Raw genomic sequence first — 18,475 nt, forward strand, 5'->3', positions numbered from 1 at the left:
CATCGATTTTGTAGATATAATCGATGGTTTTATTATTTAATAAGGGTCAATATTTAATACAGTTTTTGAAGGATAAGGACTGATTTTAGATGTCGTTGTAACAGTAAAATCATATCTTACCCCCAAGGATTGGGTAGAAGGAATAACTGCTAAGATTTTTATTACTTTACTTGTACTAGAAGCTAAATTTGTCATTTGAGGTAAGTCAGCTTGATATAAAGTATTAGCAGCAACATCAGTAATTTTAACATCATCAATATATAGTGAATAAGGTATGCTTACTTTTTGAATAGTTAGCGTAAAATCATCATATCCTCCGCCTGTATTTTTAAAATAATCTAGTATTACAGCTGTATTTCCAGGTTGAGTAACCATAAATGCAGTCGAATCATCAATTTTATGAAGTGGATCTGGAAGTAGTGACACTCCAGGAGGTAGTATACAAGCTAATATATTGCTAGTTTCACCACCGTATACATTAGTAGGAGATATATCATTGTAATATGAAACTGCAGTGGCTTGAGTATTAATAGAAGTACCTGCTCTTAGAGTAGACTGAGTCATAACTGTAAAAGTAACATAACCTAAAGTAGATGGAGTTAATTGAGGTATAGTTATAACCACCTTTTTAGACAAACTATCATAAGATGCACTACATAACGCTATTGTGTCTATTGAAGAGAATAAGAAGTTGTTATTTATTGGTATCTCAATTGTTCCATTAACTAAATTGATTGCGCTATTATTTTGGAATATCAACTTAAATTGCATAATAGCATTTACATTAATATTAGCTGTCGAAGTATATACAGTATTAGTAGATTTATCAGTAGCACTTAGATTCATCAGCATATTAGGATGGTTGACAGTTACAACTAAGGCCTTACTAATCGTTGTATAACCTCCACCTGCAACTTTTTGATATAAGCATTGTACTGTATTAGTTTGAGTAGAAGTAGTAGTGTTTACTGTCTTAGTAGCATTACTTATCTTAGCAGTAGTAATATAAGTTATAGTTTGAGGTGCTAATCTTGCATCTACAGTTCCTTCGTTAGGGAAGGTTATTGTACTTGAAGAAGTTGTAGGAGTAATTAAAACACCATTTATATAGGAAGGACCAAGGTATACTTGACCTCCACTTGGTAAATTATCTCTAACATACAATGAATAAGCAGTAGTACCTTGAGGTACAGTAGCTGTAAGTGTATAAGTTATTGATGAACCAACTTTAAAATTATCAGCAAAATTAGTTTTAGTTAGTGTAATACCTAATGAAGCTAAAGTTACAGAAGTACTTTTGTTTAAATTTGTATACTGGAAGTTGGTAGAACTAGTATTATATACTTGTGAGTATGGATTAGTAGTAGTTGCAGTAGTAGTGAAACTAACAGCAGGTGAAATTATAGAACTGATTGTAATTTTATAAATTAAAGTAACGAATTGACCTGGAGCTAATTTATTTATATAAACTACTATATTATCACCTTGATGTGTAGCTGTATTATAGCTTCCTGTACCAGTAACTTGAATACTACTTACATCAAGTGTAGACCAAGTAGAGTTTAAGGTATCATTAAGTGTAAAATTAAATGCATCAGTCTCAGTTCCTAAGTTACTCGAGTTACTTATAGTAACGGTATATGTGTAAACCTCATTTGATTTAATAGCACTTTTATTTGGACCTGCTACAGTTTTAGTTAAAGTCAAGTTTGGAGTTCCTATATTAACATTTACTTGAGAACGAGAGCTATAAGCATATTCATAAGTGTTAATTCCTTTTAATTTCATTAAATTAACATTTTGAGATGGCAAACCAAGTAGTGCTATTGGTAATTTAAAGTTAATAGTACCTAAAGATAATCCAGCTAAATCGCCATAAAAAAAATCTACTCCATGAGGACTAATCAGTTCTGGTGATATTATAGGAGTAATCCCTGTATAGTTATAATCTAGATTATCAATAGGATCTGTAGATAGTGGAAAAAAATCATCAATATATATTTGTTTTTGAATAGCTTTTAGAGTAGATGCATTGTAAGTTAATGTAAATTCAGCCAAATCTCCTGGTGCTAGAGTATTTATTGTTTTAGGTGTTCCATCTTTATAGTATCCATTGATAAATTGCTTTGTTATGGTACCAATACCGATACTAGAAGATGTACTAGCATTATCAGAAACTTGAGTAAGTGGGCCTATAAGTGTTCCTAGTATATTAGTAGTAGCTAAGAAAGTATCTGCTGCAACTATAGGTAAATAATTAGATTGGCTATCTGTTTTATACCTATAATAACTATCTACTTTAGCGTTTATAGTTACACTGCTACTTGAGTTCATAGTAGCTAAAGTAAAATTATAGGTTAGGTAGTATCCTTTTAAAATAGGACTATCAACCACTAAAATCGGAGTAGAGGTACTAGAAATATAGAAGATACCATCAGGTAAGAAATAATGTATTACTATATCTTGTATATTATAATATTGACCTACTTTATAGGTAGAAGTGTAAGTTAAATTAGTTTGAACATCTACTATAGGCTTATTGGTAGTAGTAGTGATTATTAAATCCATAGCAGAGAAACTTGTACTACTTTCATAGCTAGATATTATAAGTGGATCAGAAGAGTTCATATTAACTAACATATTAAGCTTAGTGCCATGGATAATAAAGTCCCCTTGGTTATTATTATATTGATTCCACACAGCATAACTAAAGGTTAGTGTAGTACTACTACTTATAGAAAGATTAATATTTCCATAATATAGTTGAGTATAGCGCTTACCATTAATAACAACAGCACTGACAATTGGGTTCGTAAACTGAGAAGCGTTAGTACCTGAGGTTGTAATATTTCCTATATATCGTATTCCATCATCCAATAATATCGAAATATTTACCGAAGATGCTGATATATAGTTGTTAGAAAACTTATAAGTTGCAGTAGCTATTTGAGTATAATCATTAAGTGAAGGTAAAGTACCTGCACCTTTTAATACTTTTGAAGGAGTAGTTACAGTACAACTAAACCGAACGCTTACATAAGTCATGGCTATTTGTTCTGTAATTACTTCATTGCCTATGTCGTATATTCCTCTTGGCATAGTATCTATCTGACAAGCAACACTTATTCCAGAAAAATTATACCCAAAGGGTACATAAGTCCCATTTTTAAATTTTGTATTGCATTTTACAGTAATACTAAATTTAAAATCAATTTCTAATGGTGCAAGGTCCTTTAGATTTACCCATGAATAGGTGGTACTGTTATCGGTATTAGTAACACTAGAAGTTTGTGGCATTGTAGAAGTTGAAAGAGCCATACCATCAGGAAGTCTCAATGTGATTCCTAAGTTGTATAGTCTTTGATTGGAGCTTAAATTTTTTATACTTATTTCAAAAGCGGATGTACTTCCAATAATAATAGGTATGTTATTAGTTTTACTTATACTCATGCTGAGTATACTTGAAGGCATAGTATCACTCCTTTAAAAATATTATTGTATTATATTCAAATTTTAAGATATATGTTACGTGAAGAAAATACAAAATGTAGCAACACTATTAAAATTAATCAAGCACAAAAATTATTGTGATTAATATTATATAATAAGGTTTAATAAGGACCTTTAAAGCTTATTTCAAAAAAATTGAATAGGAGGAAATAAATTGCCAACAAACTCTCTAATGCCACGATTTTCCACCGTTGATAAGGCTATTTTAGTGGCTACAGGTAATAGCTTAGTTGTATGTGGTAGTTCTACTGCAGCATCAGCAAATACTTCAGACCTTATAAAACCAGATAGTACAACAACAAGAGAATGGAACCAATCCGGAAGTACTGCAATGCTAAATATATTAGAAAATAGTACAATACTGTATGCAGAACTTGTATGGTATTCTACTGTATTTAGCAATGTATCAGGCGTTTTAGATTTAAGAAGTGTACAAGACAACCCTATAACATTTACAACATCAAAAGGAAGTTATCAGATAACTCCACAATATACAGATAGTTATACTGGAGAATCTGGAACTATAGATAGATATAGAGCGACTGTAGTAACAGATTATATAAAAGATGCATTATCAGGAAGCTATACAGTATCTAATGTACCAATAAGTGTACCAGAAACAGGATTAAGTAACTCTAGAGCTGGATGGTCATTAATAGTAATATATAGAAATAATATATTTAAACCTCAAAAAGTTTTATATACTTCGGGAATATCTGTAGCAACACCAGACTCACCATTACAATCAGCTATATCAGGATTTACAACACCATCAGAAGCAGCATATTTAAAAGGTAGCGTATCTTTAGTATGTGCTAATGGGGTACCATTAAATGGCACAGAAATTGTAATGGCAGGACCATCTTTTGCACAATTAAGTAATATAGGTAACTATGTAAATAGTCCAAATCCAAACCCAGGAACAGCTCCAAACAACCCAGGTAATAGCTTTTTCTCAGGTGCAATAAATATAGCAGATCCATTAAATTCTAGTAACGGATTATTAAATATTAATGGTACTAATGGTACTCATAATAATGATGGTTTCGTACCTACTCAATTAGTAGGAGCAAGAAATAAATGGGATGTAACTAATGTTGATATATCCCACACATTAGTTCCTAATCAAACTTTATTAGCAGGACAAATAATAGAAGGTGAAGTAGGTGATGGGGTTCAATTAGTAGCAATAGGAACACAAGTACTAGCTAAAGCTCCTAATATAATTGTTACACTAGAATCCTATGATATAGATGGTGATGATGAATTTAATGTTGAAGTTGGAGAAGATCTAGTATATGCAATTAAAGTAAAAAATGATGGAGATGAAGCGGCTAATAATGTTATATTATCAGCTGTAATCAACTCAGTATCTTCATTTGTACCTGCCTCAGTTACAATAAACGGAGTATCAAATCCTACTGCCAATATAGCTAATGGAATAAATCTAGGAACTATTAATGCTAGGGCTGTAACAACAGTATTATTTTCAGTTAGAGTAAACTCTGTCCCAACAGGTGGATTATTATATCAAAATACTAATTATAGCTATCAATTTATATCAGGAGTAGACACATTAACTAATAGTGGTACTACTAATACTATAGAACTAATAGTACAAGAAGGTAAACTAGATATAACAAAAGCAGCTTCTAAAACGACAATGATAGTAAATGATACCGTAACTTATACTATAGATATTACTAACGTTGGAACAGAGCTTGCACAGAATTTGTTCTTCCAAGACAAGATAGATGTGAATTGTTCCTTTGTGGTTGGCAGTGTACTAATAGATGGAGTAGTATATGAAGAACTGAATCCAGTTTCAGGATTTACTTTACCTAATTTAGTAGTTGGAGATAGTATTCAAATATTATTCCAAGCTAAGTGTAATTCATTGCCAGCATCTACAAAAGTAAACAATAAAGCATATATAAGTTATGGTTATATTTTTAATCAATATGGATATTTAAAAGCAAAAACTTCAGCAAGTAACAATACTTCTATACAAGTTCAATATGTTGATGTAATCGGTGAAAGATGCAACAATAATAACTACCCACATGTGGGAGAAACAGTAACTTATACTCTAAGCCTTACAAATATGGGTAATGTAGCAACAAATGATGTTCAAGTATTAGAGCCAGTAGTACCAGGAGCTACTTTTGTTAGTGGGAGTACTAAGATAAATGGTACTTCTGAGCCGACACTAAATCCATTTACTGGATTTAGTTTACCAAATCCAATTGACCCACAACAAACTACTGATGTAGAATATAAAGTTTTAGTAAATAGTATAAACCCTGCAAATTTAATAGAAAATATAGCTCAAGTTCCATTTAAATACCAAATAACACCAGGTGGAGCAGTTATAGAGACAGAAAAAGACTCTAATATAGTTGATACAGTAGCTAACTATGTATGTATGGATATAGTTAAGAGTGTAGATAAAGATTATGCTGAAATAGGAGATATATTATACTACAAATTAGAAGTAAGTAATAGTGGTAATATTAATGCTATAAATACTTCTATACTCGATACAATCCAATCCAATGCATCTTTTGTAACTGGAACAGTGGCTATTAATGGAGTATTATATCCATCATATAACCCTAACGTTGGATTTATACTTGGTACTATATGTCCTGATGATACTATAGAAATAGCATTCCAAGTTAAGGTAGATACTCTACCAAATCAAAATATAATATATAACCAAGGTAGTTTAACTTATGGTTATAAACCAGACCCTAATGGTAGTACAATAACAAATACTGTAAATAGTAATATAGTTCAAACAGTAATAAATAAAGCACAATATACAGTAACTAAGACTGTAGATAAAACTTATGCTCAATTTGGAGATGTACTTGTATATATTACAACTATACAAAATACAGGAACTGTAAATATTTATGACATGAAGTTTGCTGACTTTTTAGGAATATATTTGAAGTTCTACACTGGAAGTGTGACTATAAATGGAGTAAACTATCCAAACTATAATCCAAATACTCAGTTCCAAATTGAAACTATGCACCCAGGAGATACATTGACAATAGCATTTGGTGCTGATATAGTAGGTACTCCACCGGTTGGATATATACCAAATACTTCAGAGGTTACAATGAGCTACAAGCAAAGTCCTGATAGTCCGGTGATAACCAAGACAGTAAACTCGAATGAGGTAAAAACTTATGTACCATCTGCTGTGATAAGTTTAGTCAAGATTGTAGACAAAGCTGATGCATCAGTAGGAGATACATTGACTTACTCATTTACAGCTACTAACTCAGGTAACACAGCTGCAATAAATACTTTATTTACGGATATACTTCAATTACAAGCTGACTTTGTTCCTGAATCTGTATTAGTAAATGGAGTAAGTAAACCATCATATAATCCACAAACAGGATTTACACTAGGAACTATTCAATCAGGTCAAGTAGTAACAATTGAATTTAAAGCAATAGTAAATAGCTTACCAACACCTAATAATATTAAAAATAATGCTACAACTTCTTATGCATATTATGTAGACCCAGCTCAAAACCCATTAAGTAAAACATCAACAAGTAATACTGTAACTACAGTAATTAACTCTTACTCAGCAACATTAACAAAAGCAGTAAACAAGAAATATGCAACAGTAGGAGATGTATTAGATTATACAATTACTGCAACTAATACAGGTACAGTAACCCTAGAAAATGTTAACTTAATAGATGTGATACCAAGTGGAGCTACATTTGTAGCAGGCTCAGTAGTAATAGATGGAGTAAGTTATCCAACATACAATCCAAATGCTGGATTTATAATAAATAATGCATTACCAGGTGGAAATGTTGTAGTAATGTTTAAAGCTACAGTAAGTAGTCTACCAGTACCACCAAAAGTAGACAATACTGCAAATATTAGCTTTAAATATAAATTAAGCCCAACATCACCATATGTAAATGGTAACTTAACAAGTAATACAGTAACTACAAATATAAGCACTATAGCAGTTACGAATACTAAGAGCGTAAACAAAATATATGCAACAGTAGGAGATACTTTAACTTATACTTCAGTAATCGCTAACAATGGTAACGTAGAGATATCAAATACAAATTTTAAAGATGTTGTACCAGGTCATACAACAGTTGTAGCAGGAACAGTTAAGATAGATGAGACAATTCATGCTGATTATAATCCTAATGTTGGATTTACATTAGGAACTATAACTCCAGGTTCAAATGTAACAGTTACATTTGATGTAACAGTAAACAGTGTACCACCTAATGGATATGTAACTAATGCATCTACGATGGATTATCAATATAAAATAAATCCAAACCAACCATATATAAATGCGAGTGTAACAAGTAATACTGTTACAACTTATATAAATATGGGTAACATGACAGTAACTAAGTATGCAGATAGAAGTGTAGTTAGATTAACTGACGTAATAACTTATAGTCTTGTAATATCTAATACAGGTAATACAGTTCTTAAGAACTTATTCTTCCAAGATATAGTTCAAGAGGAATCTTCATTTAATACTGGGACAGTATATGTAAATGGTGTTAATAGACCAAGTTACGACCCTAATACTGGATTCAGCTTAAATGATATACCAGTAGGAGAACGAACTACAGTAAGCTTTGAAGTAACAGCTAATACTCTGCCAGCAGATAACAAGTTACTAAACAAAGCTGACGTAACTTATTCATACTATGTTGACCCTAATCAAAGCCCAATAACTAAGACAGCAACATCTAACACAGCTACAGTATACGTATACGATACTATAGTATCAGCTACTAAATCTGTAGATAAAACAATAGCTAAAATAGGAGATACATTAAACTTTACTATCACTATAAATAACCAAGGAAATACTCTAGCAGAGCATGTATTCTTCGAAGATATACTAGACTCTCATATATCATTTGTAACAGACTCAATATATGTAAATGGAGAACAACAAATAGGATATAATCCTAATAATGGATTCAACTTACCTGACATTGCAGGAGAAACAACAACTACAGTTAAATTTGCTGCTACAGTAGTAAGTAGACAACCAGCTAATAGAATCTACAACTTTGCGACTATAGACTATGATTATACAGTAGATACAGAGGTAATTATTGCTACTATAAACACTAACACTACTCAAACTTATGTCGCAGTAGGTGAATTAACACTTACTAAATCAGTAGATAAACTATACGCAACAGTTGGAGATAATATAAATTATACAGTAGTAGTCAAAAATACTGGCTCAGTAAATGCTACTAACTTAACATTCCAAGATTTAATGCCAGTAGCTACTTCATTTGTAGCAGGAACAGTGGTGGTAGATGGTACACCACAACCAACATTTAATCCTAATACGGGATTTGCTTTTAGTGACTTAATACCAAATCAAAGCCATACAGTAACATTTAGTATTCATGTTGATTCTCTACCTCAAAGTGGTAAGGTAGAAAATACTGCAGACGTAACATTCACTTACAAGTTAACACCAACAGATGAACCTGTAACTTATACAGCTACTTCTAATAAAGTTACAACACTTATAAATATATCAACTTTAACAGCTACAAAAGCAGTAGATAAAGCATATGCAACTATAGGAAATACTTTAAACTATACAGTAACAATTAATAATACAGGGAATCAAACTGCACTAGATGTATTCTTCCAAGATACGGTACAATCAGATGCTAGCTTTGTAACAGGATCAGTAAAAATAAATGGAATACCACATGCTGACTATAATCCAAATGCAGGTTTCTATTTAGATGATATGCCTGGTTCCTCAACAAATGTAGTAAGTTTTGATGTAACAGTTGAAACATTACCAACAGATTATATTATCTACAACTATGCTACAGAAAGCTATAAATATTATATAAATCCAGCTAATCCACCAATAGTTGTAGAAGGTGCAACTAACACAGTTCAAACTGTAATAGTTGTAGGTTCATTAAGTGTTACTAAGGCAGTTAGTAAAGCATACGCTACTATAGATGATGTATTAACTTACACAGTAAATGTATTTAATAGTGGTAACACAACAGCTAAAAATGTTAACTTCAGAGACGTAATACCAACTGGACTAACATTTGTAAATGAATCAGTAACTATAAATGGAGTATCATACCCATCCTACAATCCTTATGCAAGCTTCACATTAGGAAATATAATATCAGGTGATGCGGTTGTTATAAGTTTTGATGCTAAGGTTACTTCTATGCCAAATCCATCATTAGTAAGCAATACAGCCAACTTAACCTTTGCATATCGTATAGATCCTAATGGTTCTGATACACCAGCTCAAACAAACTCTAACACAGTAACTACACAAGTAAATCTAGGCTCATTAAGTCTTGCTAAGAGTGTAGATAAAGTATATTCTACAGCAGGAGATGTATTAACTTATACAGTAGTTGTAACCAATAATGGTAACGTAAATGCAGACAATGTAATATTCACAGATGATTTACAAGCTGATACAACATTTAATGCAGGATCTGTAAAAGTTAATGGAACAACACGCTCAGATTATGATCCAGAAGTAGGATTTAACTTAGGTACAATACAAACATTAGAAAGTGTTACAGTTGTATTTACAGTAACCGTAATTCAGCAACCTACACGTCCTTCAGTTCTAAACTATGCTGAAGGAACATTCCAATATAAGATAGATCCAAATGGATCATATTATAGTAAGTCATCTCAATCTAATACAGTAAATACTATGATAAGAATAGCTAAATTAACTGCTACGAAATTGGTAGATAAGGCATACGTAACATTACAAGATATTTTAAACTATAGTGTAAGTGTTAAGAACGAAGGTAATTCAGCTATATCTGAAGTAACATTCACTGACTTCTTATCAAATGGTGCAACATTTAAATCAGGAACGGTATTAATAAATGGTGTAAGTTACCCAACTTATGATCCAATAGTAGGATTTAACTTACCGGATTTAATAGCTGGAAACACTGCTTTAGTTCAATTCCAAGCTACTGTAACTACACTTCCTTATCCACCACAAGTAACAAACTATGCTGTAGTTGATGGTATATATTATATAGACCCTCAAGGAGCAAGTTATTCAATAGAAGCAACATCTAATACTGTAACTACTCAAATAAATGTAGGTAGTGTATCAAATACTAAGACAGTAGATAAACTATATGCTAAAGTAAATGATACAGTAACTTATACTTCAACAATAACTAACACAGGTAATATAAATGTAACTAACTTATTCTTCTTAGATATATTAGAAACAGAGTTAACGTATATTACTGGAAGTGTAAGTATAGGTGGAGTAGTATATCCGGCACTGGACCCAACAGTTGGATTTGAACTATCTAATTTAGCTCCAGGTCAAAGTGTAGTAGTAGCACTTAGCGCTAAGATAAATGCATTGCCAACACCACCATATGTAACAAATACTTCTCAAGTTCAATATAGTTACAAGATAGACCCAAGTGGATCACTGATAACTAAGACTCAAAATAGTAACACTGTAACAACTAATGTAGTATTAGGTAAAATAACTGCTGTTAAAGCAGTAGATAAACCAATAGCTACACTAAATGATGACTTAACTTATACAATAACATTAACTAACGTAGGAAATATTATAGACCAGAATGTATTCTTCCAAGACGTACCTTCAACTGGAGCAACATTCAAAGCAGGTTCTGTAAAAGTTAATACTGTAAGTCAACCTACGTTTAACCCAACAGTTGGATTTAGTTTAGGTGATATTGGAATAGGTAACGTTGTTGTAGTTGAATTTAAAGTTACAGTAACATCAGTTCCTCCAACCAATGCAGTAACTAATCAAGCTGTAGTAAGTTTTGAATTTGTAGTAGACCCAACACAACCACCATATAGCGAAACAACTTACTCTAACACTGTGACAACTAATATAGCTTATGGTAACTTAAATGTAACTAAGGCAGTGAATAAACAATATGCTACAATAGGAGAACAAATAACTTATACAGTTACAATAGTAAATGTAGGTAACATCAACGCTACTAACGTAGTATTCTTAGACCCTACTCCTAACAACTCAATGTTTGTAGCTGGATCAGTAACTGTAAATGGATCACCTTATCCAGATTACAACCCATCAGCTGGATTTAACCTAGGTACTATGACACCAGGTCAAATCATAACAGTTGTTTACAAGGTTCAAGTTCTTGATTTATGCTAATATTAGTGTAAGATAAAGATTATTAGCTAGGTGGTATAGAGAGCGTTGGTATTTACATCAACGCTCTTTTATTAAATATTAATAGTAATTAGAATAAATAGGAGGCAAAACGATGACGATGTCACCGCGATTTTCCACCGTTGATAAGGCTATATTAGTAGGTACGGGGAACAGTTTAGTAGTCTGTGGTAGTGCGACTGCTACAGATGTAAATACTTCAGAGCTTATCAAATCAGATGGTACAACTACAAGAGATTGGACTCAAGCAGGAAGTACTGCAGTACTAAATATACTACCAGACAGTGAAATACTCTATGCATATAGTACCGTACTTTATGCTGAGCTTGTATGGTATTCAACAGTATTTAGCAATGTATCAGGTGCCAGAGACCTTAGAAGTATACAAGATAATCCAATAACATTTACAACATCAAAAGGGACTTATCAAATAACTCCGGAGTATACAGCTAGCTATACTGCATCCTCCGGCACCATAGACAGATATAGAGCAACAGATGTAACAGAGTATGTAAAAGCTACTTTATCAGGAAGCTATACAGTTTCTAATATACCCATAAGTGTACCCGAAACAGGACTAAGTAACTCAAGAGCTGGATGGTCACTAGTAGTAGTATATAGAAATAACGCATTCAAACCTCAAAATATTATATATAACTCAGGAATATCGGTAGCAACTCCAGATACACCATTACAATCATCTATTGCAGGATTTACAACACCTTCAGAACAAGCATATCTAAAAGGCTCAATATTTATGGCTTGTGCCAATGGAGAACCTTTAAATGGTATAGAGACAGTAATGGTAGGACCATCTTTTGCACAGTTAAGTAATATAGGTAATGCTGTAAATAGTCCAAATCCTAATCCAGGAATAGCTCCAAACAACCCAGCGAATAGTTTTTTCTCAGGTGCTATAAATATAGCTGATCCACTTAATACTAGTAATGGACTATTAAACATTAATGGAACCAATGGAAATTATAATAATGATGGATTTGTACCTACTCAATTAGTAGGAGCAAGAAACAAATGGGATATAACCAATATAAATATATCAGATATACTAGTCACTAATCAAACATTACTAGTTGGAGAAATAACTGAGAGAGAAGAAGGAGATGGAATTCAACTAGTAGCTTTAGGAGCACAAGTATTAGCTAAAGCACCTAACATGACATTTATACTAAGATCATGTGATAATGATACTGATCCAGGTATACATGTTGAAGTAGGTCAAGAGCTAATTTATGGAACTATGATAGTAAATGATGGAGATGTAGCTGCAAATAATGTTATCATATCAGCGACATTATCTCCTTCAACATCATTTGTACCTGGTTCGGTTAAAATAAATGGTATACCAAATCCTACAGCCAATATAATAAGTGGCATCAATATCGGAACCATAGCTCCTAGAGGAATTATCAATGTGTGTATTTCACTCAAATTCAACTCAGTACCACCAGGTGAAATAGTATATCAAAATGTGAACTATAGCTACCAGTTTGTTTCAGGAATAGACACTATCACTAACACAGGTGTAACTAATACTGTAGAAGTAGAAGTGCAAGAAGGTAAACTATCTGTAGTTAAATCAGTTTCAAAAAATACTATGATAGTGGGAGATACTGTAGCTTATACAATAGATATTACTAATATTGGTACACAACTAGCTAAAAAATTTTATTTCCAAGATAAGTTAGATGCAAATTCTTCAGTAGTTCTAGAATCAGTAGTAATTGATGGAATACTGTATCCTGATTATGATCCGGTGGCAGGATTTATATTACCTGATTTACCAGCTGGAGATAGTACCCAAGTGATATTCCAAGCAGTATTAAATTCACTACCAGCATCAACAAGAGTTATAAATAGAGCATTTGTAACTTTTGGATATATATTTAATGAATATAATTATTTGAGAGAAAAGACCACTTCCAGTAATGCTACTTCTATACAGGTACAGTATGTAGATGTAATAGGGGAAAGGTGTAATAATAATAACTATCCACATATAGGAGATACAGTAACTTATACACTAAGTCTTACAAATATGGGTAACATAGCAGCAAGTAATGTTCAAGTATTAGAGCCAGTAGTACATGGAGCTTCATTTGTTGATGGTAGTGTTAAGATAAATGGTACTTCAGAGCCAAACCTTAATCCATTTGATGGGTTCATATTACTATATCCAATCAATCCGCAACAAATTACTAATGTAGAATATGAAGTTCTATTAAATAGTATAAATCCTGCAGATTTGATAGAAAATATAGCACAAATTCCATTTAAATATCAGATATCGCCAGGAGGAGATACTATTGATACAGAAAAAGACTCCAATATAGTTGATACAGTGGCTAACTATGTATGTATGAATGTAGTTAAGAGTGTAGATAAATTGTATGCAGAAATAGAAGACATATTATACTACACATTGGAAGTAAGTAACAGTGGTAATATCAATGCTATCAATACTGTAATATTAGATGCTATACAATCAAATGCTTCATTTGTAGCAGGTTCAGTAGCAATCAATGGCATACCTTATCCAGCATATGATCCGAATATTGGATTTACACTTGGAACTATATGTCCTGATGACGTTATAGAAGTGTCTTTCCAAGTGAAGGTAAATACGGTACCAACACCAAATATAATGTATAACCAAGGAAACTTAACATATGGATATAAGCCAGACCCTGATGGTAGCATAATAATAAATACTACAAATAGTAATACTGTTCAGACTTCAATAAATAAAGCCCAATATACAGTGCTTAAGAGTGTAAACAAAGCTTATGCTCAAATAGGTGATATACTTGTATATACTACAACCATACAAAATATAGGGAATGTAATTTTTACAGAGGTGAAGTTTGCCGATTTTACTGGTATATATCTAGACTTATATCCAGGTTCAGTATATATCAATGGTGTAAATTATCCCCACTATAATCCAAATGACCAATTCCCAATAGGTAATATACATCCAGGAGATACTGTAACTGTAATATTTAAAACACAGATAATTGAAAATTCGCCAACCAGTTTTATACCAAATACTGCTGAAGTAACACTTAGCTACAAGCAAAGTCCAAATAGCCCATATATAACTAAAACTGTATATTCTAATGAAGTAAAAACCTATGACCCATATGCAGAGATAGTATTAGTTAAGTCAGTGGATAAATCTTTTGCAGCAGTAGGGGAAAAGCTAACATATTCATTTACAGCTACAAACACAGGGAATGCACCTGCAATCAACACTTTATTTAATGATATACTCCGAGCAGAAGTTTCATTTGTTCCTGGTTCTGTATTAGTAAATGGAGTAATTAAACCTTCTTATGACCCACAAATAGGATTTACCTTAGGGCAAGTAGAAAGAGGGCAAGTTGCAACTATTGAGTTCCAAGTAACGGTAAATAGTTTACCAGATCCGAACACTATTCAAAATCATAGTACAACAGTATATAGTTACTATATAGACCCATATCAAAATCCAATAACTAAAACTGCAACAAGTAATACTGTAACAACAGTAATTAACACTTATTCAGGAACATTAACTAAACAAGTAGACAAAATGTATGCAACAATGGGAGAAATATTGACTTATACAGTTACGACTACTAATACAGGTACAGTAACATTAGAAAATATCAACTTTGTAGATACAATACTAAGTGGAGGTACCTTTTTACCAGGTTCGGTAGTGGTAGATGGAGTAAATTACCCGGACTATAATCCTAACTTTGGATTTCCAATAAGTAATGTATTACCAGGTGGAGATGCTGTTGTAATGTTCCAAGTAATAGTAACAACCTTACCAAATCCACCACAAATAAATAACAGTGCACGTAGTACTTTTCAATATAAGCTAAGCCCAACTTTACCCTATGTAAGTGACAGCATAATAAGTAACATAGTTACTACGTATATAAGAATGATGTCACTTACTAATACTAAGAGTGTAAATAAAATGTATGGAACAGTTGGAGATACTTTGACTTACACTTCAGTAATAGCTAATAATGGCAATGTAAATATAGAAAATACTTTATTTACAGATAGCGTACCACATCACACAACATTTGTAGCGGGCTCGGTTAAAATAAATGGAACAACTTATGCTAACTATAACCCTAATGTAGGATTTACAGTGGGAACCATAACTCCAAGCTCCCAGGTAACAGTTACCTTTGAGGTAAGTATAGATAGTGTGCCACCATCGGGATATGTAACTAATGCATCTATTATTAACTTTCAATATAAAATAGACCCAAATCAAATATATATATTAGCTAGCGTAACTAGTAATACTGTTACAACTTATATCAATCTAGGTAATATGAAAGTAACTAAAGTAACTAATAGAACTATAGTTAGGTTAACTAATATAATAACCTATAGCTTCATATTAGTGAATACTGGGAATACAGTTCTCAAGAACCTATTCTTCAAAGATATAGTTCAAGGAGAATCTTCATTTAATACTGGTTCGGTATATATAAATGGTGTGAATAGAGCAAACTATAACCCGAATATAGGATTTGATTTAAATGATATATCAGTGGGCTATGAAACTATAGTTAGCTTTACTGTAACGGCTAACTCAATACCAATAAACAACAAGTTATTGAACACAGGTAGTGTAAATTACTCTTATTATGTAGATCCTAATGGAAGCCCAACTACTAAGGCAGCAACATCTAACATAACTACAGTATATGTTTATGATGCTATAATATCTGCTAATAAAGCTGTAGATAAGAGTTTAGCTAAAATAGGAGATACATTAAACTTTACAACCACTTTCAAAAATGATGGGAATATTCCCGCAGAGCATGTATTATTCAAAGATATATTAGATTCTAATATATTATTTGTTACTGATTCTGTATATATAAATGGAACTCAACAAATAGGGTATAACCCTAATATAGGATTTAATTTACCAGATATAGGACCAGAAGTAACTATAACAGTAAACTTTGAGGTAACAATAATAAGTAGACCATCTAATAATATAATCTACAACTATGCATCTATAGATTATGACTATATTGTAGGAAGTGAAGTTGTATACGGTACTATCAACACTAATATTACTCAAACTAATGTTGCAGTAGGTGAGTTAAGTATTACTAAAAGTGTAGATAAACTATATGCAACAGTTGGAGATAACTTAGTTTATACAGTATTAGTTAAAAATACAGGTTCGGTAAACACTACAGCCATAACATTACAAGACTTAATGCCAATAGATACTTCCTTTGTACCAGGAACAGTAGTAGTGGATGGTATACCACAACCAACATTTAATCCTGTAAGTGGATTTAGTTTAACAGACTTAACACCACATCAATATCATACAGTAACATTTAGTATTCATGTTGATCTATTACCACAGAATGGTAAGGTAGAAAATACTGCTGATGTAACATTCACATATAAGCTAACACCAACTGATACCCCTATAACTTATACGGCGACTTCTAATAAAGTAACCACACTTATTAAGATAGGAATATTATCATCTACAAAATCAGTAGATAAAGCCTATGCAACTATAGGAGAGATTTTAAACTATAGTATAACTATAAATAACTTAGGAAATGCAAATTGCTTTAATATATTCTTCCAAGATATAGTTCAATTAGATGCAATTTTTGTACATGGAAGTGTAAAAGTAAATGGATTACCACAACCATCATATAATCCAAATGTAGGATTTAGCCTACCAGAGATATCTGGATATGGAACATCTACGGTAACATTCCAAGTAACGGTACAGCATTTACCATCAAATTACATTATATACAACTATGCAACAGGTAATTTTCAGTATTATATAGACCCAGCTAATTCACCTATAACAGTACAAGAAAGAACTAATACTGTAGCTACTGTAATAAATGTTGGCTCACTAACACCTACAAAGAAAGTTAATAAAGCCTATGCAACTTTAGATGATATATTGACTTATACTGTAACAGTAGTAAATACAGGGAATGTAACTGCTAAAAATATTAACTTCAGAGATGTTATACCAGCTGGTTTAACTTTTGTAAATGGAACGGTATCAATTAATGGAGTATCATATCCAACTTATGATCCTTATACTAGCTTTACCTTAGGAAATATAATAGCTGGTGATACAGTAGTTGTTAAATTTGAAGCAAAGGTAACCTTACTACCAAATCCATCACTAGTAAGTAATACAGCTAATTTGACCTTTGTATATAATATAGATCCAAACAGTCCTGATATACCAGCTCAAACTAATTCAAATACAGTAACTACTCAAATAAATCTAGGTTTACTAAGTCTTGTAAAGAGTGTAGATAAATCATATGTAACAGCTGGAGATGTAATAACTTATACAGTAGTTGTAAGTAACAATGGTAATATACCAGTAGAAAATATAGTATTCACCGATAGCTTACAATCTGATATAACATTTAATGCAGGCTCAGTAAAAGTTAATGGAACATCACAACCTGATTATAACCCGACTGTAGGATTTAACTTAGGAAATATAGATTCGTTAAATTATGTAACAGTAGTATTTACAGCAACAGTTATTGCTACCCCTATAAATACGATGCTCCTTAACTATGCTGTAGCAACATTCCAATATAAGATAGATCCTAATGGACAGTATTACGGTAAATCTTCTCAATCTAACACAGTATCAAC

General features: G+C 32.1%; 3 protein-coding genes. 2 read left to right on the top strand and 1 reads right to left on the bottom strand.

Annotation, left to right across the window (positions count from 1 at the left end; genetic code table 11):
* Window positions 1–36 precede the first annotated feature (36 nt).
* A complete protein-coding gene (locus ACRC03_RS05135) occupies window positions 37–3,450 on the bottom strand; it encodes a hypothetical protein (RefSeq protein WP_438651488.1) in 3,414 nt (1,137 codons plus the stop codon).
* 214 nt (window positions 3,451–3,664) lie between these two features.
* Here ACRC03_RS05135 and ACRC03_RS05140 point away from each other — a divergent pair, with 214 nt between their 5' ends.
* A complete protein-coding gene (locus ACRC03_RS05140) occupies window positions 3,665–11,749 on the top strand; it encodes a DUF7507 domain-containing protein (RefSeq protein WP_438651489.1) in 8,085 nt (2,694 codons plus the stop codon).
* A gap of 112 nt (window positions 11,750–11,861) precedes the next feature.
* Window positions 11,862–18,475 (top strand): DUF7507 domain-containing protein (locus tag ACRC03_RS05145; RefSeq protein ID WP_438651490.1); only part of this gene is annotated, 6,614 nt, incomplete at its 3' end.

The sequence above is a fragment of the Romboutsia sp. genome, assembly GCF_051659545.1.
Lineage (GTDB): Bacteria > Bacillota > Clostridia > Peptostreptococcales > Peptostreptococcaceae > JBOFOR01.

What these genes read in the sequence shown, in the direction of transcription:
- ACRC03_RS05135 (WP_438651488.1), bottom strand. Translation starts at nt 3,450, where the DNA reads ATGAGTATAAGTAAAACTAATAACATACCTATTATTATTGGAAGTACA.